Genomic DNA, 22,902 nt, shown 5'->3' on the forward strand with positions numbered 1-22,902 from the left:
AGGGGCAAGGAACGGGCTGCTCGCCCCTATCCGTCGTCGACCCAGTCCTCTGGCCCCACGCGGGGAACCAAACCATTATTGGCCGAACACCAAACCGTGATGCCGCAACTGCCCAAAACCCTTAACCGGTCGTACCGCTCTAAAATTTCACAATTTCTGTGCCATCTCGAGCAGCAGAATCAGCGCTGGTCAGTGCTGGCGCCTGCTGCGGAAGAAGTGCGCCCAGCAGCGTTGGAGACGGCGGTCAATACCGCCATGCAGCACCACGGACTTGACGAAGGCACGCGCGCGGCCCTTAACCAAGGCTTCAACCTGGTTCTGCAGGGGCCTTCCGGTTACGTCCGACTGGCACCTGCGCTGCCCGAACACCAAACAGTGATGGCGCAACTGCCCGACACCCTTAACTCGAAACAGCGCTCTAATATTTCACGATTTCTGTGCCACCTCGAGCAGCAGAATCAGCGCTGGTCAGTGCTGGCGCCTGCTGCGGGCGAAGTGCGCACAGCGGCGTTGGAGGCGGAGGTCAATTCGGCCATGCAGCACCACGGACTTCACAAAAACACGCGCGCGGCACTTAACCACGGCTTCAATCTGGCTCTGCTGGGGCCTTCCGGTCGGGTCCAACTGAAACCTGTACTGGCCGAACACCAAACAGTGATGGCGCAACTGCCCGAAAACCTTGACCGGAGACAGCGCTCTAAAATTTCACGATTTCTGTGCCATCTCGAGCGGCAGAGTCAACTCTGGTCCGCGCTGGCGCCTGCTGCGGGTGAAGAACGCCCAGCAGCGTTGGAGGCGGCGGTCAATTCGGCCATTCAGGACCACGGACTTGACGAAAACACGCGCACAGCAATAAACCGGGGCTTCCAGTTGAAGCTGAAGGTGTCTTCCAAGCGATAAGGCTTGCGTGACGCCCGTAGAAGGCGACGGTGTCATCGCTGCTGGGTAGTCCTTTACTGCCTTGCAAACAGAGGCCGTAAGAGGATCATGTTGCTGAACAACACCTTGAATTCGTGTGCTGTGGCGTTGAACTGCCTCACAAGGTCTTTCATGCGATAGCCATTGCGCATCAACGTAGGCTCCAGATCATCGACCCGCGCGGACATGGCTACGCAGTCGATGAATCGCTATTGCAGTATCTGTCGCCGCCGGGCTGGGAGCACAACAACCTGACCGGCGATTACCTGTGGCGCCGCAACACCAAGGTTGGTGCGGAAAATTCAGACTGTTACGACGGGCTTAGCGTACGTTGAACTCCCTTCTCTTTGGCGACCCAAGCAGCTGCATCTGACGTTGGCTTTCGAAGCCGGGTATCAGACCGGTGAGCGCCTAAGTACTATCACGGCGTTGCTGATCGAAATTGCAGTCACGGATTTCAACCAACCGATTAAAGAACACAGCCTTGCCCAGCGCATTTTGCGCTTCGCCCTTATTCAGCCCAGCACTCACACGCGGCGCAGCGCTTTACAATCGGTCTAAAAAAACAATGTGTGCTCGATGCGCCCCAACTCGCGCAGGGCGACGGCCAAGCCGTTTTTACTAGGATATCAACCGCCTGGTCAATGCCCTGTCCAGGCTACAGATAATGGTGCCACGGAACTTTTTTCCACAGCCCCATGATCAGGCCCAGATTCATTATGACCCTACTGCACCGCCCTGATCCGTCGCTTGCAGGGCCGGCCTTGCTGACTCAGTCAGTTGGGTATCGGCCAGCACCTCAACGAAGATAGCCATGAACCCTCGAAGCTTGATAACCATTAACCAGCCCGGCGATCGCCTCGGCCTGGTGTCTTACGTCGGTCAAGCCGAGGGCGGCTATGACTAGTTCCTGCTGCTGCGGCCGTTCGAGAACCGTCAGTCTGGCGCCCAGTCCAGCGATCGCCTTGGCCTTGTGCCACTCATCGGCCAGACCAAGGGCGGCCTTGACCAGCGCCTGCTGCTGCGGCCGTTCGAGAGCCGTCAGTCCGGCGCCCAGCCCGGCGATCGCCTGGGCCTTGTCCCATCCACCGGCCAGACCGAGGGCGGCCGTGACCAGCGCCTGCTGCTGCGACCGTTCGAGAGCCGACAGCCCGGCGCTCAACCCGGCTATCACCTGGGCCTTGTCCCACTCGTCGGCCAGGCCGAGGGCGGCTGTGACCAGCGCCTCCTGCTGCAGCCGTTCGAAAGCCGCCAGCCCGGCACCCAACCCGGCAATAATCTGGGCCTTGTGCAACCCGTTGACTAGGCCGAGGGCGGTCGTGACCAGCATCTGCTGCTGCGACCGCTCCAGAGCCGCCAGCCCGGCGCCCAGTCCAGCGATCGCCTGGGCCTTGTCCCACTCGTCGGCCAGGCCGAGGGCGGCGGTGACCAGCGCCTCCTGCTGCGGACGTTCGAGAGCCGCCAGCCCGGCGCCCAGCCCGGCGATTGCCTGAGCCTTGTGCCAGTCGTCGGTCAGGCCGAGAGCGGCCGTGACCAGCGCCTCCTGCTGCGGCCGTTCGAGAGCCACCAGCCCGGCGCCTAACCCGGCGATCGCCAGAGCCTTGTACCAGTTGTCGGTCAAGCCAAGGGCGGCGGTAATCAGCGCCTCCTGCTGCCGCCGTTCGAGAGCCGCCAGCCCCGCGCCCAAGCCAGCGATCGCCTTAGCCTTATCCCTCTCGTCGTCCAAGTCCAAGGCAGCCTTGACCAGCGCTCGCTGTTGCGGCCGTTCGAGAGCTGCCAGCCCGGCGCCTAGCAAAGCGATCGTCCAAGCCTTGTGCCACTCGCTGGCCAGGTCGAGGGCGGCCGAGACCTGCCCTTTGCGCTGTTTAGGCCCCATCAATGCCAGCATGTGGCGATTCATCTGGTGAATCGCCAGGTGGGGTTTGAGCGCGTTGAAGGCGCCTATCAACGGTTGCAGAAATTCGTAATACTCCTTGACCGACTGCTCACCCAATACCGACGCCTTTAAAAACTTGCTGCTCAACATGAGGGCGCGCAGCCCACCGGCCGCATCACCCGCCGAGTCATTGGCTGCTACCTCACGGATAATACCCTGTACCAACTCCACAGGAAGGTCCCGGAGTCCGGTCTTGGGCGAGGTGCCCGATCGGTCAAGGGCCGCCTTAAGGGCCGTCTGGGACAACGAAGTTTTTTGTGAGGCGCTGCCCGCCCGAATCAGCGCACCGTTCGCATCCGTACGTTCCGGATTGCGGGGAGTCAAGGTGTGTGTGGGTGATGTGGGCGCAGAGGCAGGTGTCGGTTGTGACACTGTGGAGAGAGACGCCATGAACTCAGGCCTCATTATGTCTCGTGAAATACAGCCACCCATTTATATCCCCTTGCATTTGATATCAAATGGCTTTAACTGCCATAAATGGTGATAACCGGGTTGATGTTAAAATTTCAAAGTGGTTACTTGCTTTAGTGTTGCTTCCAGCCTGCCTGGTTCCCCCGTTCCAGACATACTGAGTCGGTTGCGCATTTTGCAAGGTCAGGAAGTGGTTATCGAGGTCTCCAGCTCGCGTAACGAACCGACGCTGCCCTCTCGCAAAGACACGGTAAATGTCCCGAAAAAAACGCTCAACCACGTTCATCAACGAACTGGAAGTCGGGGTGAAATGCAGGTGGTCCAGCCACGCCTTCACGTTTGGATGCTTGTGGGTGGCATAGTTGTCGACGATCAAGTACAGCTGAAGGGGCTTGGGCGTTTCTCGATTGATCTTCTTGAAAAACTCCGCAATAAAGCACCAATGCCTGGTCCGGCGGGTCCAGGTAGAGTCCGATGACATCCCAAAACTTATCTTCGAAGCTCGGGTCATTGGACAGTTTTAAGATACGGGTCAGGTGCGGTTTCAAGTCATTGGCAGCCCCGAGTTTGTGCACGCTGGTGGCCGAAATCCCAGCCGCTCCGAGGCTGGCCAATACGTGCTTGAATCACCCGCTCAAACACTTGGGTTAGCACCTCTGATGGCAAGGAGGACTTGCGTCCGCGCCCAAGCTTGTCGATCAATTCGTCTAGACGCTGTTCTTGAAAACGCTGACACCAAAAAGTGACCGAACGCAGAGGAAAACCAAACCAAGCTGGCTATTTCAATCTGCGAACAATCTTGAGCGACTAACAGGATCACCCGGGCGCGACGACCGTCGCGCTGACTGATAGTGGCAAACCTTGTGCATCGGCTTAATTCGGTGTGTTCTTCGGGACTTAAATATCTTGGGTGGCTAATCTGTTCGCCTCCAACGAGATCATGACCGACAAAGCATAGCCAGTTTCTGAGGAAATTATTTTATACACAGGACACTAGGTCGATCTATTATCTTCGTCTGTGGTTGGGGCTATTGAGCTACGACGTATCGGCAAATTCGCTAGAAAAGGAACACTATTCCGACGTGTAGCTGCGGCATTCAGAACTGCAATGTCTATCTCCGAAATATTGCTGCCTCGCCTGCTCGAAGATGATGAAATTACAGAGGACCAGCTTATCCTACGTTCAAAGTCCTCACTCTGCTTTCGGACATTGGTTTTAATAATGCTGCCAAACCAGTTTCTATTGCCAGTTAGCACATAATTAGCATCCCTCGCCTCTTGAATGATTGCCGATAATTCTTGCTCGGTACCGGCTATCGAAACCACACCAAAACGCCCCAAAGCGGTCGGCGCAATTATGGTTGAAGGAATATTACTGTTCATATCGGTGTTTGGGTTGCCCTCATCAGAGCCATGACGCACTAAATTCCAGTCTATTGAGCCACTGCCTGGGTGCGTATTTAAGATATCACCACGCAAAGTCTTATTGATATCCGCAATCACACGCTCTTCAAGCGTCGTTATGTAATTGACATTTTCTGCGCCTGCCGTATCTACATGGCGCTGTAATTGTATAGAATTGCTTAGCCCGTGCAGACTGGATAGCCCTAGCCGTGTTGGACTCTCGTTCGGAGCCAAAGGCTTAATTGATGACCGCCTTACACTTTGGTCTGACGCCTTCGCCCATGAAGGCATCAAAAAGAGAAGATCGTAATCTGCAGTATAGTACCTTTCAATACTAGATTCATTCTCCATTCCTTTTGGCACGAGAACTTCGACTGACTTTTCATCAATGGAAATTGAGTAGTTTCCTTGCTTAGTCAGGGAGGCAGTAAATACTTTTTCTGGATGCACCACTGAAGAAAGCATGTAGCCGTTTAATGCATGCCGCACTTTAATTATTCCATTACCAGCCAAGTAATTGATTCGACTTAACGAAAGTTCTAGTGGGGCTTTCGAAACCTCCCCCTTCGCGATGCACGACATTATTTCCTTATTTGCGGACAATATCGCATCTCGCTTATATTCTCCTGGACGACTCAATTCTTGCTGCACAGGTATAAAGCCATACAGAGGACCAAGGCTTGAACTTTTACCCTTGATATTTAACCCCTTAGTAGGGTGTCCTAGTGCTATAAGCGGGGCATTATGCTTACTGACCGGTCTAAACGCAATCACGCAATCATGACGCACTGCGACCTCATGAAGCTTGAACAAATGCTCCTCGCAAATCCCGGCTTTGTGTTCGACCTCCTTGATATTTTTTATTGCGAGGTCAGTCACAGATATGGGATTACCCTCCCCTACAAGCGGCAATTCCGCTTCCTGACTTGGAGCGCCAAATGTAAACCCACTATTCCATCCACTGAAGCTGATTTCGGGCATGACAGCTCATCCTAACTAAGGGTCTTTTATGAGTGGCATTAATGAGAGTTTGGTTCCATTTTAAATAGACTGAATATTGATAGAAATCCAGTGTTTTTCCTCGAAACCTGATAGGCGATTAGCTATTATGCAGACAGGTCTCTCCATAAAAAAATCTAAATTTAAATTGGTTGCACTCTTGCAGTAATATGCATTTCGGTGCGCATGCGTCCATCCGAATATTCCCGCGATGTTTTAAGCAATCTGGCTCAGATCGCTTTAGCCGATGGCATAATCCGCTGTGTCCCCAATACAAAATCTGCACTCGATTTCGAGGTTTGTTGATAAACACGAAAAGCACTTAGTCTAACATTGCGACCGTGATGTCCAGTGTGACCGGAGCAACGAGCACCAATGGAGTTTCGGAAGTCGACGTGCTTGGGTAGAGATAGATTTTTTCGACTTTACGTCGGAACGCATCATGATGCGCTGGCTCAGGAAAGGAATCGAGAGCACAGCATCGGGGTCAGGTGGTAACTTTGAATGTGGGTGTATGGAGCGCTTACACTTGAACTCGATCTGGCCAGTCCGAGTAGGCAGGCATTGCAGCACTCACCCAAACTAGAGTGGGTATCGTGGCTGACAAAGACGTGCGCTCGCTCAACCCACCTCTTGAGGCACAGATCTGCGTTGACCTGGCCTTCCGAAGCTCTTGCAAACTGCGCTCGCTCGCATGCTGCCTTGTGGCATCAAGAATCAAGCGAATAGCGCGCACTCACAGTGGACCAGTAAAAGTTACTGGTGGTCCAGTTCTTCAACGCGGAAATATAGCGGGCCAAGTTGACGCTCGGACTTACGGAGAGCTGCAGATTGGCTACGCGGTCGAATTCCGCGATGTCCAGTTTAATCTTTTGGACCACCCGCTCCATCGCTGACTGAGTACTGAAACCGTTACGAGTGTATATGGTGACCAGATTATGGAAATCTTGCGCTTTAATCTCTTTATGATAGGACACCAGGTCATTCGAAAGTGTAATAATTTCACACGCTAAAAACTCTAAAATTCCAAGTTCGTGCGCCGAGGAAGCCAGTTCGTCTAATTCTATACCTAGCGTAGGAATAAGAAGATCGAAACATGGCAACACGGCACCAGTGGCCTGACGCCACGTAAGGTACTCCTCTACCGAGGGTACTCGATTGTCCCGGCGATTATCGTACTCCCATGCATAGGCATTCAGAAAATCGATAACGTGTTGTGTAAAGCGGGACTGCCAATGAGGGGAGGTGATACGCGCCAGGTCAGACCAGATATCGGCGAGCCCTCTAAAAAGACCAGCATGACTATGTTCCGCAACTGGCTCGCCGGCCAAAACCCGCTTTACATTATTTAACACAGCTTGTAAAAGCGCATAATTTTCTGTGGTACTGCTTTCATCGAATTGGTCATCAAGTATTAGCAACCATGACATGAATCGGTGTGCTATTGACAAACCTTCTTCAGTCGAACATGGGTGAGTCATAGCAGCGAGCAAAGGCACATTGATTTTTTTATAACGGTCCAATACAGGACTATCTTGGTTCATGCCGAGACTCGTCAACCAGCGATGCTCCTGTTCGATCAGATATTCATGATAGATGTTAACAGGGGGGATGTCGCCCCAATTGACGCTACCCAGCAATTTTAACGCACGATTGTCCATACCATTTCCTTATATAAATAAATTATTAGCCCCCCTCTTCAGAGGGAAGGGGGAGCAATACACTCGCTCGAATGATACAATCAGCCCCCAAGGCGGGTTTTGAGTTTTTCAAACGGTTCTAGAGTCCACTCTCTTTGGTCAAGAGTCTTTTCAAAATTTGTTGATACGTGTTTTGCCTCCTATTAAAATTCCCGACTTCTCTGTATTGCACCCCCACATTTTGGCATGCTTGTTCCAGATATTGATTGAAGATATTATCAATCGCCGCCCTATCAATATAGTGAGCGCGGCAGCTAGATGCATCATGAAAAAATAGCTTACACCTTTACTCTGCATTATTTGAGGCAGGTCAATATCACCGCAACCCATCATAGATGCTCCTTCATGCACATCATCACAATTAGAAACCAAGACTCAACGCAACGTATCAATGCTATGCGCATCCTCAGCACAATACCATTCACTATTAAAAAGCACTATAAATTGAAAGCTTATCCCAGCAACAGAAGCAATGCTTACCATTGCACCTCCAACTCTAGACACAAGCCATTTATTTAATTCAGATACAATTATATGCTTTCTACATCACTTCGAAAAACACCGTCAGCGCTCTCCCTTATTTGTTTCAGCAACAACAGAGCCTCATTGGACGCTTCTGCGTTGACGGTGTGATTTAGTGCTCAAAAATTATTTTTTAAGGTCAAAACCGTTGTCATTTTCCTAAACCTTAGAAGCATCCCGCTAAATTAGATGAACCATACTGCCTTTGTTGCAAATCAATTCAACACCAACTTTTCACCTAGACATGTCAACAACGGTATTTGTTTCTACCGAGCATGATAACTCGAAACAAAGCGTCGCCCCCCCCCATGCGCCGGTTACCAGTGCAAACTTCACTGTAAACATTCCGCTAGTTCGACACTGTCAACGTCAAAATTCAATTGCAACATTTTATTTAACCAAGCGTCTCGACACCTAGCCGGCGATACAAAACGCTCCGCCTTCAGATTTTAACAAAACGGCTATATACATCTCTGATGTGACACACCTGGCCCCTTCGGTTCCAAATAAAATATTTATTTTACTAACATCCGCAGAGAACGTGTGATGTCAGATTCAGCTGCACCCCGAGGGCCTGGTCCTTTACTGGTGACCCACAGCTTTGGCGAGCGCCCGACCGTCCTATTTTCCCATTTAGCCAGACGCCATATAACACAACCGTAATTTCACTCTCTCATCGCGGAAGCTGACGCTCGTGAGTGTCCAGCGTATAAGGCACGGCCTTTTTTTCTGGGCTCAGGACAATATTGAGTGCGTTCACTTGCGTCTCTCCAAACGCTGGAAGACACAGGAAGGTAGCCAATGTCGGAGAAATATTGATTCGAGAACAGCTCGCTAGCTGCCTCGCGGCATATCCTACTAAACGGGTATTACACGTTTCACAACGACGGCAAAGTGTTCGACCAGGAGGCACTCGCGGCCGGGGTAAAATCTGGGGTGACGGAATTTTCAGGGGGGCTGGTTTAGCCCCTCCAGCTTGCGCATGGTATCGGCCAACCCCTCAACGAAGATAGTCACGAACCCTCGAAGCTTGATAACCATTGACCAGCCCCTGGCGCTGTTTAGGCCCCATCAATGCCAGCGTCTGGCTATTTATCTCATTAATCGGCAGGTGGGGTTTGAGCGCTTTGAAGGCGCCTATCAACGGTTGCAGAAAAAGGTAATGCGCCTTGACCGACTTCCCATTCAATACCGACGCGTTTAAAAACCTGTTGCTCAACATGAGGGCGTGCAACCCCGCGGCCGTATCACCCGCTGAGCCACTGGCGACCCGACGGATAATCTCCTGTAGCAACTCCGCGGGAAGGTTCCGGAGTCCGGTCTTGGGCGATGTGTCCGATCGATCAAGGGCCGCCTCAAGGACCGCCGAGGACAACGAAGTTTTTTGTGAGGACTTGCCCGGTTTGATCGGTGTCCCTGTCGCATCCGTACGATCCATGCGCTTCCCGGGTGGCTCTGGTGTCGCTGTCGTTGAAGTCGAAATGGAGACGACTGCGGAGGCTGTTACGTCTGGCACAACAGCGGGTGGCGGCGGGCTGGCAGAGGAAATACGCGTCATTGGTTGTAGATTCCTTGCGGTTCAGTTGACGGCCGGCACACGGAAGCCGGCGGCGTAACCGTGGGTTGATTCACGGCCCTGTGTGTCGAATGTCTTGGGTGGTATGAGCGCGGTTCGAGTTCCGGCTACAGCTACCTGACCCATGGGGAAATCCTCCTGGCTCATGAAGCGCAGGGGCGAATGTATGGGTTTGTCATGAACTGAATACTGCGAGGGCTATTTCCGCGTTGTCGCGCAAATAGCCTTGAGGGTTGGTGTTCGCCAGATACTCACGGAGGGTGTCGTTCTTTTCGCGGACCCAGTGATTAACAGGGGTGTCCTCGCCTGGGATCGGTCAACCCCTCAACGAAGATAGCCACGAACCCTCGAAGCTTGAAAACCATTGACCAGCCCGGCGATCGCCTCGGCCTTGTACCTGTCGTCGGCCAAGCCGAGGGCGGCCATGACCAGCGCCTGCTGCTGCGGCCGTTCGAGAGCCGTCAGCCCGGCGCTCAGCCCGGCGATCGCCAGGGCTTTGTCCTTCTCGTAGGTCAGGCTGAGGACGGCGGTGACCAGCGCCTCCTGCTGCGACCGTTCGAGAGCCGTCAGGCCCGCGCCCAGACTGGCGATCACCTGGGCCTTGTCCCACCCCCCGGCCAAGCCGAGGGCGGCCGTGACCAGCTCTTGCTGTTTTGGCTGTTCGAGAGCCGTCAGCCCGGCACCCAACCCGGCGATCGCCTGGGCCTTGTCCCAGTCGATGTCCAAGCCGAGGGCAGCCGTGACCAGCGCCTCCTGCTGCCGCCGTTCGAGAGCCTCCAGCCCGGCACCCAACCCGGCAATCGCCCGGGCCTTTTGAAACCCGGCGGCCAGGCCGAGGGCGGTCGTAACCAGCGCCTCCTGCTGCGACTCTTCGAGAGCCGTCAGACCGGCACCCAACCCGGCGATCGCCTGGGCCTTCTCCCAGGAGTCGGGTAGGCCGAAGGCAGCGGTGACCAGCGCCTCCTGCTGCGGCAGTTCGATAGCCCCCAGCCCGGCACCCAGCCCGGCGATCGCCAGTCCCTTGGGGCCCTTGTCCAAGCCAAGGGCAGCGGTGACCAGCGCCTCCCGCTGCGGCTCTTCGAGAGCCGTCAGCCCGGCGCCCAACCCGGCGATTGCCTGAGCCTTATGCCAGCCGTCGGCCAGGCCGAGGGCGGCGGTGACCAGCGCCTGCCGCTGCGGCCGTTCGAGAGCCGTCAGCCCGGCACCCAACCCGGCGATCGCGTGGGCCTTGTGCAACCCGTTGACCAGGCCGAGGGCGGCGGTGACCAGCGCCTGCTTCTGCGACCCTTCGAGAGCCGCCAGCCCGGCACCCAACCCGGCGATCGCCAGAGCCTTGTCCCAGGAGTTGGGCAGGTCGAGGATGGCCGTGACCTGCCCCTGGCGCTGTTTAGGCCCCATCAACACCAGCATCTGGCTATTTATCTGGTGAATCGCCAGCTGAGGTTTGAGCGCGTTGAAGGCGCCTATCAACGGTTGCAGAAATTCGTAATGCTCCTTGACCGACTGCTCACCCAATACCGCTCCCTTTAAAAACTTGTTGCTCAACATGATGGCACGCAACCCCCCGGCCGCATCACCCGCCGAGTCACTGGCTGCTACACCACGGATAATAGCCTGTACCAACTCCACGGGAAGGTCCCGGAGTCCGGTCTTGGGCGAGGTGTCCGATCGATCAAGGGCCGCCTTAAGGGCCACCTGGGACAGCGAAGTTTTTTGTGAGGACTTGCCCGCCCGAATCAGCGCCCCGTTCGCATCCATACGTTCCGGATTGCGGGGAGTCAACAGGTGGGTGGGTGGTGTGGGCGCAGGGGCAGGTGTCGGTTGTGGCACTGTGAAAAGAGGTGTCGCGAGGTCAGGCCCCATCTTGTCTCGCGAAATACAGCCACCCATTTATATCCCCTTGCATTTGATATCAAATGGCTTCAGCTTCCATAAACGGTGATAGCCAGGTTGATGTTGAAATTTCAAAGTAGTGACTTGATTTAGTGCTGCTTCCAGCCTGCCTGGTTCCCATACGCTTGAACTTTCATCAACATGAACGGCTACAGCAGGTTATTGGGCAGCCCTATAAATCCGTGATCACCGATCCGCCTGGCAAAGGCACCTAATGTGCCCTTCTCGAAACAATCTACCCAGCTTGTGAGGCCATTGCCTCACGGGCGCACTGAATTACATTCAAGATTTTCGCCTTTTGCGTTCCGGATATACCGAGTCGGCTGCGCATTTTGCAAAGCCAGGAACGTGGTCATCGAGGTCTCCAGTTCGCGTAGCGAACTGATGTGGCCCTCTCACGTGATAACTGGGAGTAAGAACCTGGTCAACCGGGCAATCTCTACTCGCGTATACCCTTGGCCGCCAACAGAGTCACTCGTGCGTGATGGCCGTCGCGCTGGCTGATGGTGAACGTACACGCCGGCTTAGTTGGGCGTGATCTTCTGAGCTGAAGCCGATGTTGAGTGCGTTCACCTGCGGCTCTTCGAACGTTGTAGCCAATATCGGAGAAATGTTAATTCGAGAGCAGAACACTAGCTGCCTGGCGGCATATCCTACTAAACGGGCATTACACGTTTCACAACGACGATCAACCTGGGGCACTCGTGGCCGGGTTAAATCTGGGATGACGGAGTTTTCTGGGGGGCCGGCTTAGAGCCCCCAGCTTGCGCAGGGTATCGGCCAGTCTTTCAACGAAGATAGTCACGAACCCTCGAAGCTTGATAACCATTGGCCAGTCCGGCGATCACCTTGGCCTTGTGCCTCTCGTCGGCCAAGCCGAGGGCAGCCTTGACCAGCACCTGCTGCAGCGACTCGCTCAGGTGCGCCAGCCCGGCGCCCAACCCGGCGCCCAACCCGGCGATCGCCTCGGCCTTGTGCCTCTCGTCGGGCAGGCGGAGAGCGGCCGTGACCAGCACCTCCTGCTGCGACCCTTCGAGAGCCGCCAGCCCGGCGCCCAGCGCGGCGATCACCAGGGCCTTTTGAAACCCTTCGGGCAGGCGGAGGGCGGCCGTGACCAGCTCCTCCTGCTGCCGCCGCTCGAGAGCCGCCATCCCGGCGCCCAGCGCGGCGATCACCTGGGCCTTGGGCCACACGTCGGTCAAGCCGAGGGCGGCCGTGACCAGCGCCTGCCGCTGCGGCGGTTCGAGAGCCGCCAGCCCGGCACCCAACCCGGCGAGCGCCTTGGCCTTGTCCCAAGACTCGGCGAGGTCGAGGGCGGCCGTGACCAGCGCCTCCTGCTGCGACCCTTCGAGAGCCACCAGCCCGACGCCCAACCCGGCGATCGCCTCGGCCTTGTGCTTCTCGTCGGCCAGGCCGAGGGCGGCCGTGACCAGCGCCTCCTGCTGCGACTGTTCGAGAGCCGCCAGCCCGGGGCCCAACCCGGCAATCGCCTGGGCCTTGTGCTTCTCGCCGGCCAGGCCGAGGGCGGCCGTGACCAGCGCCTCCTGCTGCGACTGTTCGAGAGCCGCCAGCCCGACACCCAACCCGGCGATTGCCTCGGCCTTGTGTCTGTCGTCGGGCAGGCGGAGGGCGGCCCTGACCAGCGCCTGCTGCTGCGACCCTTCGAGAGCCACCAGCCCAGCACCCAATACGGCGATCCCCCAAGCCTTGTGCCCGCCGTCGACCTGGCCGAGGGCGGCCTTGACCAGTTCCTCCTGCTGCGGCCGTTCGAGAGCCGCCAGCCCGGTGCTCAACCCGGCGATCACCCGAGCCCTGTCCCAGTCGCCGGCCAGGCAGAGGGCGGCCGTGACCAGCGCTTGTTGTTGCGGCCGTTCGAGAGCCGCCAGCCCGGCGCCCAACCCGGCGATCGCCGTGGCCTTGTGCCAGTCGTCGGCCAGACCGAGGGCGGCCGTGACCAGCGCCTTGCGCTGTTTAGGCCCCATCAACGCCAACATCTGGCTATTTATCTGGTGAATCGCCAGCTGGGGTTTGATCGCTTTGAAGGCGCCTATCAACGGTTTCATAAAATCGTAATGCTCCTTGACCGACCTCCTACCCAATACCGACGCCTTTAAAAACCTGTTGCTCAACATGATGGCACGCAGCCCCACGGCCGTATCACCCGCTGAGCCACTGGCGACCCCAAGGATAATATCCTGTACCAACTCCACGGGAAGGTCCTTGAGTCCGGTCTGGGGCGAGGTGTCCGATCGATCAAGGGCCGCCTTAAGGGCCATCTGGGACAACGAAGTTTTTTGTGAGGACTTGCCCGCCCGAATCAGCGCCCCGTTCGCATCCGTACGCTCCGAATTGCGGGGAGTCAAAGGGTGTGTGGGTCGTGTGGGCACAGGGGCAGGTGCCGGTTGTGACAATGTGGAGAGAGACGCCATGAACTCAGCCCTCATGATGCCTCGCGAAATACAGCCACCCATTTATATCCCCTTGCAATGAAATGAAATGGCTTCAACTACCATAAACGGTGATAGCCAGGTTGATGTTAAAATTTCAAAGTAGTTACTTAGTGTTACTTCCAGCCGGCCTAGTTCCCATCCGCTTGAACTTTCATCAACATGAACGGCTACAGAAGTCAGCAGGTTATTGGACAGTCCTATAAATCCGTGATCACCGTATCCGTCTGGCAAAGGCACCTAGGCTCTACACGAAACCCCTTGAAATCTCATAGTGGACTCTTGGGCGCTGAGATTCGGTAGAGATCGCAACCATCGAAGGAAAGGAATCCATTGATGGCAAAGCGGTATGAACTCTCCGATGCGGCCTGGGATTTGGTCGCGGATCTCTTTGTGGAACGTCGTCGAAACAGCCGGCCTCGCACAGATGATCGCCTGACGCTCAACGGCGTTTTCTGGGTACTCTGCTCGGGAGCCGCTTGGCGCGATATGCCCTAGCACTTTGAGCCCTGGTCAACCGTCTATCAGCAGTTTCGAGATTGACGTAATCGCGGGTATTCAATCTGATGCACAAGCGGCTTCACATCAGGTTGAACGAGCAAGGGATGATCGACCTGGAAACCTGAATGATTGACTCCACAGCGGTACGTGCAACCCGGGTCTTCTGGTACTGGAAAAAAAGGGGCCTGAAGAACCGCAAGATCATGCGCTCGGACGTAGCCGGGGCGGTTTGACGACGAAGATTCATAGGGTGTGCGATGCCAATGGCGTACCGCTGAGTTTTCCACTGTCGGGCAAGCCGGCGACATCGCCTATGCCCAACGGTTGTTGAACGGTGCTTATATCCCAAGCGTGTATGGTCGCCCCCGCAAACGCTGCCGATAAGGGCTATGATGCCAAAGCCCTCAGTCGTTACTGCGACCGTTACCAGATGCAACCGGTAATCCCATGAAGCCCAAACCCAGCCGGGTTTACCGAGACTGCTTGATCGCCCCAAGTACCGGCAGCGCAACATCATCGAGCGTATGTTTGGCTGGTTGAAGGAGAACCGCCGCATCGTTACGCGCTTCGACAAGCTCGCGATAAGTTATGCGGCGATGGTCTCACTGGCTTGGGCCATGCGGTGTTTACGACATTACTTTTCGGACAGAGCCTAGTGTGCTGTTCTCGAAGTAATCTACCTACTTAGCCTGTGAGGCCATTGCCTCAACGAAGATGGTCACGCCCCCTCGAAGCTTGATAACCATTGACCAGCCCGGCGATCGCCTCGGCCTTGTTCAAGGCACCGGGCAGGCCGAGGGCGGCCGTAACTAGCGCCTGCTGCTGCGGCACTTCGAGAGCCGCCAGCCCGGCACCCAGCCCGGCGATCGCCTCGGCCTTTTGAAACCCTTCGGCCAGGCGGAGGGCGGCCGTGACCAGCTCCTGCTGCTGCAGCCGTTCGAGAGCCGCCAGCCCGGCACCCAACCCGGCGATCGCCCGGGCCTTGTTCCTGCCGTCGGCCAAGCCGAGGGCTGCCGTAACCAGCGCCTGCTGCTGCGTCCCGTCGAGAGCCACCAGCCCGGCCCCCAACCCGGCGATCGCCATGGACTTATGCCACCCGACGGCCAGGCCGAGGGCAGCTTTGACCAGCGCCTGCTGCTGCGGCCGTTCGAGAGCCCTCAGCCCGGCGCCCAACCCGCCGATGGCCTGGGCCTTTTGCAAGCCTCCGGCCAGGTCGAGAGCAGCGGTGACCAGCGCCTCCTGCTGTAGCCGTTCGAGAGCCACCAGCCCGGCGCCCAACCCGGCGATCGCCCGGGCCTTGTCCCAGTCATCGGGCAGGCCGAGGGCGGCCTTGACCAGTTCCTGTAGCTGTGCCCGTTCGAGAGCCGTCAGCCCGGCACCCAGTCCTTCGATCGCCTGGGCCTTGTGCGACTCCTCGGTCAGGTTGAGGGCGGCCGCGATCAACGCTTCCTGCTGCAGCCGTTCGAGAGCCGCCAGCCCGCCCCCCAGACTGGCGATCGCATAAGCCTTGTCCTCCCCATCGGCCAGGCCAAGGGCGGCCGTGACCAGCGCCTGCTGCTGCGGTCGTTCGAGAGCCGCCAGCCCGGCGCCCAACCCGGCGATTGCCCGGGCCTTACTCCAGCCGCTGGTCAGGTTGAGGGCGGCGGTGACCAGCGCCTGCTGCTGCCGCGGTTCGAGAGCCGCCAGCCCGGCGCCAAACCCGGCAATTGCCTGGGCCCTGTCCCAGTCATCGGCCAGGCCGAGGGCGGCCGTGAGTAGATCCTCGCGCTGCGACTCGCTCAGGTGCGCCAGCCTGGCGCCCAACCCGGCGATCGCCATGGACTTTTCCCAGTCGTCGGCCAAACTGAGGGCAGCCGCGACCTGCCCCCAGAGCTGTATAGGCCCCATCAACGCCAGCATGTGGCGATTCATCTCATGAATCGTCAGCTGAGGTTTGAGCGCTTTGAAGGCGCCTATCAACGGTTGCAGAAATTCGTAATGCTCCTTGACCGACTTCCCATTCAATACCGACGCGTTTAAAAACCTGTTGCTCAACATGAGGGCGTGCAACCCCGCGGCCGTATCACCCGCTGAGCCACTGGCGACCCGACGGATAATCTCCTGTACCAACTCCGCGGGAAGGTTCCGGAGTCCGGTCTTGGGCGATGTGTCCGATCGATCAAGGGCCGCCTCAAGGACCGCCGAGGACAACGAAGTTTTTTGTGAGGACTTGCCCGGTTTGATCGGTGTCCCTGTCGCATCCGTACGCTTCTCGGGTGGTCCTGGTGTCGCTGTCGCTGAAGTCGAAATGGAGGCGACTGCGGAGGGTGTTACGTCTGGCACAACAGCGGGTAGCGGCGGGCTGGCAGAGGAAATACGCGTCATTGGTTATAGATTCCTTACGGTACAGTTGACGGCCGGCACACGGAAGCCGGCGGCGTAACCGTGGATTGACTCACGGCCCTGTGTGTCGAGTGTCTTGAGTGGTCTGAGCGCGGTTCGAGTTCCGGCTACAGCTACCCGACCCGAGGGGAAATCACCCTGGCTCATGAAGCGCAGGGGCGAATGTATGGGGGCGTCATGAACTGAATACCCCTGAAGGGTGGTGTTTGCCAGACACCCGCGGAGGGTGTTGTCCTCTTCGCGGACCCAGTGATTAATCAGCGTGTCATGGGATCGCCCAGCCCCTCAACGAAGATAGTCACGAACCCTCGAAGCTTGATAACCATTGGCCAGCCCGGCGAGCGCTTCGGCCTTGTCCTCGTTGTCGACCAGGCCGAGGGCGGCCTTGACCAGCGCCTGCTGCTGCGATCCTTTGAGAGCCGCCAGCCCGGCGCCCAACCCGGCGATCGCCTGGGCCTTGCCCCTCCCGTTGTCCAGGTCGAGGGCGGCCGTGACCAGAGCCTGCTGCTGCGCCCCTTCGAGAGCCGCCAGCCCAGGGCCCAGACCGGCGATCGCCTGGGCCCTGTACCAGTCGTTGTCCAGGTTGAGGGCGGCCGTGACCAGCGCCTGCTGTTGCGAGCGTTCGAGAGCCGCCAGCCCGGCGCCCAGCCCGGCGATCGCCTCGGCCTTGTACTCATCCTCGGCCAAGCGGAGGGCGGCCGTGACCAGCGCCTGCTGTTGCGTCCCGTCGAGAGCCGCCAGCCCGGCGCCCAACCCGGCGAGTGCCTCGGCCTTGTGCCCCTCGTCGGTCAGGCCGAGGGCGGCGGTGACCAGATCCTCGCGCTGCGACTCGCTCAGGTGCGCCAGCACGGTGCCCAACCCGGCGAGCGCCTGGGCCCTGTACCAGTCGTTGTCCAGGTTGAGGGCGGCGGTGACCAGGTCCTCGCGCTGCGACTCGCTCAGGTGCGCCAGCCCGGGGCCCAACCCGGCGAGCGCCTGGGCCTTTTCCGAGTCGTAGGCCAAGCCGAGGGCGGCGGTGACCAGGTCCTCGCGCTGCGACTCGCTCAGGTGCGCCAGCCCTGCAGCCAACCCTTCGATCGCCTCGGACTTTTGCCAGTCGTCGGCCAAGCCGAGGACGGCCGCGACCTGTTCCTGGCGCTGATTAGGCCCCATCAACGCCAGCATGTGGCTATTTATCTCGTGAGTCGCCAGCTGGGGTTTGAGCGCGTTGAAGGCGCCTATCAACGGTTGCAGAAATTCGTAATGCTCCTTGACCGACTTCCCATTCAATACCGACGCGTTTAAAAACCTGTTGCTCAACATGAGGGCGTGCAACCCCGCGGCCGTATCACCCGCTGAGCCACTGGCGACCCGACGGATAATCTCCTGTAGCAACTCCGCGGGAAGGTTCCGGAGTCCGGTCTTGGGCGATGTGTCCGATCGATCAAGGACCGCCTCAAGGACCGCCGAGGACAACGAAGTTTTTTGTGAGGACTTGCCCGGTTTGATCGGTGTCCCTGTCGCATCCGTACGCTTCTCGGGTGGTCCTGGTGTCGCTGTCGCTGAAGTCGAAATGGAGGCGACTGCGGAGGGTGTTACGTCTGGCACAACAGCGGGTAGCGGCGGGCTGGCAGAGGAAATACGCGTCATTGGTTATAGATTCCTTACGGTACAAACCGTGGATTGACTCACGGCCCTGTGTGTCGAGTGTCTTGAGTGGTCTGAGCGCGGTTCGAGTTCCGGCTACAGCTACCCGACCCGAGGGGAAATCACCCTGGCTCATGAAGCGCAGGGGCGAATGTATGGGGGCGTCATGAACTGAATACCCCTGAAGGGTGGTGTTTGCCAGACACCCGCGGAGGGTGTTGTCCTCTTCGCGGACCCAGTGATTAATCAGCGTGTCATGGGATCGCCCAGCCCCTCAACGAAGATAGTCACGAACCCTCGAAGCTTGATAACCATCGACTAAACAGGCAATCACCTGGGCCTTGTGCCTTTCGTCGGCCAAGCCGAGGGCGGCCGTGATCAGCGCCTTCTGCTGCCGCGGTTCGAGAGCCGCCAGCCCGGCACCCAGCCCGGCGATCGCCCGGGCCTTTTGAAACCCTTCGGCCAGGCCGAGGGCGGCTGTGACCAGCGCCCGCTGCTGCGGCCGTTCGAGAGCCGCCAGCCCGGCACCCAGCCTGGCGATCGCCTGGGACTTTTGAAACCCTTCGGCCAAGCCGAGGGCGGCCGTGACCAGCGCCTGCCGCTGCGGCCGATCGAGAGCCGCGAGCCCGGCACCCAACCCGGCGACTGCCTCGACCTTGTCATCGTCGTCGCCCAGTTCGAGGGCGGCCGTGATCAGCGCCTCCTGCTGCGACCGTTCAAGAAACGCCAACCCGGCACCCAGCCCGCTGATCGCCAGGGCCATGTACCAGTCGTCGGCCAGCTCGAGCGCGGTAGTGACCAACGCCTGCTGTTGCGACCGTTCGAGAGCCCCCAGCCCGGCGCCCAACCCGGCGAGCGCCTGGGCCTTGTGCTCCTCGCCGACCAAGCCGAGGGCGGCCTTGACCAGCGCCTGCTGTTGCGTCCCGTCGAGAGCCACCAGTCCGGCACCCAACCCGCTGATCGCCAGGGCCTTGTGCCAGTCATTGGCCAGGCCGAGGGCGGCCGTGATCAGCTTCTGCTGCTGCCGCGGTTCGAGAGCCGCCAGCCCGGCACCCAGCCCGGCGATCGCCCGGGACTTGTGCTCGTCGTCGGCCAACCCAAGGGCGGCCGTGACCAGCGCCTCCTGCTGCGGTCGTTCGAGAGCCGCCAGCCCGGCGCCCAGCCCGGCGATCGCCTGGGTCTTGTCCCACTCGTCAACCAAGCCGAGGGCGGCCTTAACCAGCGCCTCCTGCTGCGCCCGTTCGAGAGCCGCCAGCCCGGGCCCCAACCCGACGATCGCCTCGGCCTTGCTCCTGGAGTCAACCAACCCGAGGACGGCCGTGACCTGCTCCTGGCGCTGTTTAGGCCCCATCAACGCCAGCATCTGGCTATTTATCTGGTGAATCGCCAGCTGGGGTTTGAGCGCTTTGAAGGCACCTATCAACGGTTGCAGAAAGTCGTAATGCTCCTTGACCGACTTATCAGCCAATACCGACGCCTTTAAAAACCTGTTGCTCAACATGAGGGCGTGCAGCCCCGCGGCCGTATCACCCGCTGAGCCACTGGCGACCCCACGGATAATATGCTGCACCAATTCCACAGGAAGGTCCCGAAATCCGGTCTTGGACGATGCACCCGATCGATCAAGGGTCGCTAGGAACAACGAAGTTTTTTGTGAGGACTTGCCCGGTTTGATCGGTATCCCTGTCGCATCCGTACGATCCGTACGCTTCTCGGGTATCGCTGGTGTCGGTGTCGCTGAAGTCGAAATGTAGGCGACTGCAGAGGGTGTTGCCTCTGGCACAACAGCGAGCGGCGACGGGCTGGCAGAGGAAATACGCGTCATCGAATATAGAATCCTTACAGTACAGTTGACGGCCGGCAGCATAACCGTGGGCTAGTTCACGGCCTTGTGTCGAGAGTTTTGAGTGGTCTGAGCGCGGTTCGAGTTCCGGACACGAAAAAAATACAATAATTGATTTGTCCGGAATCGAAAGCCCGGCCCGCCGCTGGTCCAGCCATTCATGATTGTCCCGAGTCGTTAAATAGTGAAAGCTGGAGACTATGGTCTGGGTGTCAACCATATGAGTTTGCGAGGGCTGCCAGCCCATGCCAGCGATGCTCAATGCGCAACGCGTGGATTGCAAGCCGCTACAGCTACCCGACCCGACCCGAGGGGAAATCACCTTGGCTCATAAAGCGCAGAGGCGAATGTATTGGTTCGTCATGAACTAATACTGGCGAGGGCTATTTCCACATTGTCGTGCAAATAGCCTTGAGGGCCGGTGTTCGCCAGATACCCGCGGAGGGTATCACCCTCTTCGCGGCCCCTGCGATTAACCGGCGTGTCCTGACTGGGGTTGTGGGTTGGGCACCAGTTTACGCAGGGTATCGGCCAGCCCCTCAGCGAAGATAGCCACGAACCCTCGAAGCTTGATAACCATTGACCAGCCCGGCGATTGCCTGGGCCTTGTTCCAGGCGCCGGGTAGGCCTAGAGCGGCCGTGACCAGCGCCTGCTGCTGTGGTCGTTCGAGAAACGCCAGCCCGGCGCCCAACCCGGCGATCGCCAGGGCCTTGTACTCCCCGCCAGCCAGACCGAGGGCGGCCGTGACCAGCGCCTGCTGCTGCGGCCGTTCGAGAAACGCCAGCCCGGCGCCCAACCCGGCGATCGCCAGGGCCTTTTGAAACCCTTCGGCCAAGCCAAGGGCGGCCGTGACCAGCATCTCCCGCTGCGGCCGTTCGAGAGCCGCCAGCCCGGCGCCCAACCCGGCGATCGCCAGGGCCTTATCCCCCTCGTAGGCCAAGTCGAGGGCGGCTGTGACCAGCGCCTGCTGCTGCGGCCGTTCGAGAGCCCCCAGCCCGGCGCCCAGCCCGGCGATCGCCTGAGCCTTGTCCCACCCGTCGACTAGGCCGAGGGCGGCTGTGACCAGCGCCTCCTGCTGCGACACTTCGAGAGCCCCCAGCCCGGCGCCCAGCCCGGCGATCGCCTGGGCCATTTGAAATCCGTCGGCCAGGCTGAGGGCGGCCGTGACCAGCGCCTCCCGCTGCGGCCGTTCGAGAGCCGTCAACCCCAAGCCCAGCCCAGCGATCGCCCGGGACTTGTACTCGTCGTCGGCCAACCCGAGGGCGGCTGTGACCAGCGCCTCCTGCTGCGACCGATCGAGAGCCCCCAGCCCGGCGCCCAACCCGGCGATCCCTCGGGCCTTGTCCCAGTCTTTGGCCAAGCCGAGGGCGGCCGTGACCAGCGCCTGCTGCTGTGATCGTTCGAGAGCCCCCAGCCCGGCGCCCAACCCGGCGATCGCCTTGGCCTTGTCCCTCTCATCGACCAAGCCGAGGGCAGCCTTGACCAGCGCCTGCCGCTGCGGCCATTCGAGAGCTGCCAGCCCGGCGCCCAGCCCGACGATCACTATGGCCTTCATAGGCTCGGCCAAGCCGAGGGCGGCTGTGATCAGCCCCTGGCGCTGTTTAGGCCCCATCAACGCTAGCATGTGGCTATTCATCTGGTGAATCGCCAGGCGGGGTTTGAGCGCGTTGAAGGCGCCTATCAACGGTTGCAGAAATTCGTAATGCTCCTTGACCGACTGCTCACCCAATACCGACGCCTTTAAAAACTTGTTGCTCAACATGAGGGCACGCAGCCCTCCGGCCGCATCACCCGCCGAGTCACTGGCTGCTACCCCACGGATAATAGCCTGTACCAACTCCACGGGAAGGTCCCGGAGTCCGGTCTTGGGCGATGTGCCCGATCGGTCAAGGGCCGCCTCAAGGGCCGTCTGGGACAACGAAGTTTTTTGTGAGTACTTGCCCGCCCGAATCAGCGCACCGTTAGCATCCGTACGTTCCAGATTGAGGGGAGCCAAAGGGGGCATGGGTGATGTGGGCGCAGAGGCAGGTGTCGGTTGTGACACTGTGGGGAGAGACGCCATGAACTCAGGCCTCATGATGTCTCGTGAAATACAGCTACCCATTTATATCCCCTTGCAATGATTCAAATGGCTTCACCCCCCACAAACGATGATAGCCAGGTTGATGTTAAAATTTCAAAATAGTTACTTGGTTTAGTGTTGCTTCTAGCCTACCTGGTTCCCATATGCTTGAACTTTCATCAACATGAACGACTACAGAAGTCAGCAGGTTATTGGGCAGCCCTATATCCGTGATCACCGCATCCGTCTGGCAAAGGCACCTAGTGTGCTGTCTCGTAATTTTGGTTTGCGCTGCAAATACCCAGTTTGGGCTTCCTCTGTGTGTGGAAGTATTTTTGTCTTACCCACCCCGCGTTTTATTGGGATGCCGACGTATGGCCCAACCGCGAATGATTGTATGCATCGGGCCAACATACCTTGGGGCGCTGACTGCCCGCGCGCCGCCAGCCAGAGATCCAACCCCGTGGTGCACCAACACTTTAATGCGATTGCGCAATTTCAGTGCCGGCGCGCATATCCATAGGCTCGGTGGCGAGCAAGATGGCGTCGATGCGGATCATCGCAATAGATCTCGAAGAAAGGTGGCGCAGGCAGCTGCGCTTTCGGTCGGCCAGTTCACTTTGACCGTGCCACGTGGGTGCTGTATTTCAACGCAGAGGTTCGATGATGCCACGCGATCTC

General features: G+C 58.5%; 11 protein-coding genes and 4 pseudogenes. 2 read left to right on the forward strand and 13 right to left on the reverse strand.

The genetic code is table 11. The features are described 5' to 3' along the window. Window positions 1-78 precede the first annotated feature (78 nt). Window positions 79-900 (forward strand): hypothetical protein, encoded by an 822-nt coding sequence (locus tag PSH69_RS20335; protein ID WP_305409601.1) that lies wholly within the window; start codon window positions 79-81, stop codon window positions 898-900. A 444-nt stretch (window positions 901-1,344) separates the two neighbouring features. On the opposite strand, the pseudogene PSH69_RS20340 reads toward PSH69_RS20335, so the two are convergent. The 9 genes and pseudogenes from PSH69_RS20340 to PSH69_RS20380 form a co-directional block, all read right to left on the reverse strand. Beyond that, a pseudogene (locus PSH69_RS20340) lies at window positions 1,345-1,547 on the reverse strand (Tn3 family transposase); the annotation flags it as partial. A gap of 170 nt (window positions 1,548-1,717) precedes the next feature. After that, window positions 1,718-3,025: a hypothetical protein gene (locus PSH69_RS20345; protein WP_305409602.1), complete on the reverse strand. Its 1,308-nt coding sequence runs from the start codon at window positions 3,023-3,025 to the stop codon at window positions 1,718-1,720. 385 nt (window positions 3,026-3,410) lie between these two features. Continuing rightward, window positions 3,411-4,184: pseudogene (locus PSH69_RS20350) on the reverse strand (helix-turn-helix domain-containing protein); the annotation flags it as partial. Between the two features lie 74 nt (window positions 4,185-4,258). After that, window positions 4,259-5,650, reverse strand: coding sequence for an anthrax toxin-like adenylyl cyclase domain-containing protein (locus PSH69_RS20355; protein WP_305409603.1), 1,392 nt, complete (start codon window positions 5,648-5,650; stop codon window positions 4,259-4,261). A gap of 728 nt (window positions 5,651-6,378) precedes the next feature. Continuing rightward, window positions 6,379-7,329 (reverse strand): terpene synthase family protein, encoded by a 951-nt coding sequence (locus tag PSH69_RS20360; protein WP_305409604.1) that lies wholly within the window; start codon window positions 7,327-7,329, stop codon window positions 6,379-6,381. Window positions 7,330-8,890: 1,561 nt separating this feature from the next. Continuing rightward, entirely contained in the window at window positions 8,891-9,328 is a 438-nt protein-coding gene (locus tag PSH69_RS20365) for a hypothetical protein (protein ID WP_305409605.1), read from the reverse strand. Between the two features lie 462 nt (window positions 9,329-9,790). After that, a complete protein-coding gene (locus tag PSH69_RS20370) occupies window positions 9,791-11,224 on the reverse strand; it encodes a hypothetical protein (protein ID WP_305409606.1) in 1,434 nt (477 codons plus the stop codon). A gap of 370 nt (window positions 11,225-11,594) precedes the next feature. Further along, window positions 11,595-11,754 (reverse strand): annotated as a pseudogene (locus tag PSH69_RS20375) (IS630 family transposase); the annotation flags it as partial. Window positions 11,755-12,147: 393 nt separating this feature from the next. After that, on the reverse strand, window positions 12,148-13,422 hold the full coding sequence (locus tag PSH69_RS20380; RefSeq protein WP_305409607.1) for a hypothetical protein: 1,275 nt from the start codon (window positions 13,420-13,422) through the stop codon (window positions 12,148-12,150). A 720-nt stretch (window positions 13,423-14,142) separates the two neighbouring features. Here PSH69_RS20380 and PSH69_RS20385 point away from each other — a divergent pair. Continuing rightward, window positions 14,143-14,963: pseudogene (locus tag PSH69_RS20385) on the forward strand (IS5 family transposase). A gap of 49 nt (window positions 14,964-15,012) precedes the next feature. Here the strand turns inward: PSH69_RS20385 and PSH69_RS20390 are convergent. The 4 genes from PSH69_RS20390 to PSH69_RS20405 all read right to left on the reverse strand — a co-directional run bounded on the left by PSH69_RS20390 (window position 15,013) and on the right by PSH69_RS20405 (window position 22,002). After that, entirely contained in the window at window positions 15,013-16,344 is a 1,332-nt protein-coding gene (locus tag PSH69_RS20390; RefSeq protein WP_305409608.1) for a hypothetical protein, read from the reverse strand. 630 nt (window positions 16,345-16,974) lie between these two features. Then, complete coding sequence (locus PSH69_RS20395) at window positions 16,975-17,991, reverse strand: hypothetical protein (RefSeq protein ID WP_305409609.1); 1,017 nt, start codon at window positions 17,989-17,991, stop codon at window positions 16,975-16,977. Window positions 17,992-18,589: 598 nt separating this feature from the next. After that, complete coding sequence (locus PSH69_RS20400) at window positions 18,590-19,885, reverse strand: hypothetical protein (protein WP_305409610.1); 1,296 nt, start codon at window positions 19,883-19,885, stop codon at window positions 18,590-18,592. An 812-nt stretch (window positions 19,886-20,697) separates the two neighbouring features. Further along, on the reverse strand, window positions 20,698-22,002 hold the full coding sequence (locus PSH69_RS20405; RefSeq protein WP_305409611.1) for a hypothetical protein: 1,305 nt from the start codon (window positions 22,000-22,002) through the stop codon (window positions 20,698-20,700). Window positions 22,003-22,902 lie beyond the last annotated feature (900 nt).

Source organism: Pseudomonas sp. FP1740, from assembly GCF_030687165.1.
GTDB lineage: Bacteria > Pseudomonadota > Gammaproteobacteria > Pseudomonadales > Pseudomonadaceae > Aquipseudomonas.

What these genes read in the sequence shown, in the direction of transcription:
- PSH69_RS20390 (WP_305409608.1), bottom strand. Translation starts at nt 16,344, where the DNA reads ATGTTGAGCAACAGGTTTTTAAACGCGTCGGTATTGAATGGGAAGTCG.
- PSH69_RS20380 (WP_305409607.1), bottom strand. Translation starts at nt 13,422, where the DNA reads ATGAAACCGTTGATAGGCGCCTTCAAAGCGATCAAACCCCAGCTGGCG.
- PSH69_RS20365 (WP_305409605.1), bottom strand. Translation starts at nt 9,328, where the DNA reads ATGGATCGTACGGATGCGACAGGGACACCGATCAAACCGGGCAAGTCC.
- PSH69_RS20395 (WP_305409609.1), bottom strand. Translation starts at nt 17,991, where the DNA reads ATGTTGAGCAACAGGTTTTTAAACGCGTCGGTATTGAATGGGAAGTCG.
- PSH69_RS20360 (WP_305409604.1), bottom strand. Translation starts at nt 7,329, where the DNA reads ATGGACAATCGTGCGTTAAAATTGCTGGGTAGCGTCAATTGGGGCGAC.
- PSH69_RS20355 (WP_305409603.1), bottom strand. Translation starts at nt 5,650, where the DNA reads ATGCCCGAAATCAGCTTCAGTGGATGGAATAGTGGGTTTACATTTGGC.
- PSH69_RS20370 (WP_305409606.1), bottom strand. Translation starts at nt 11,224, where the DNA reads ATGGATGCGAACGGGGCGCTGATTCGGGCGGGCAAGTCCTCACAAAAA.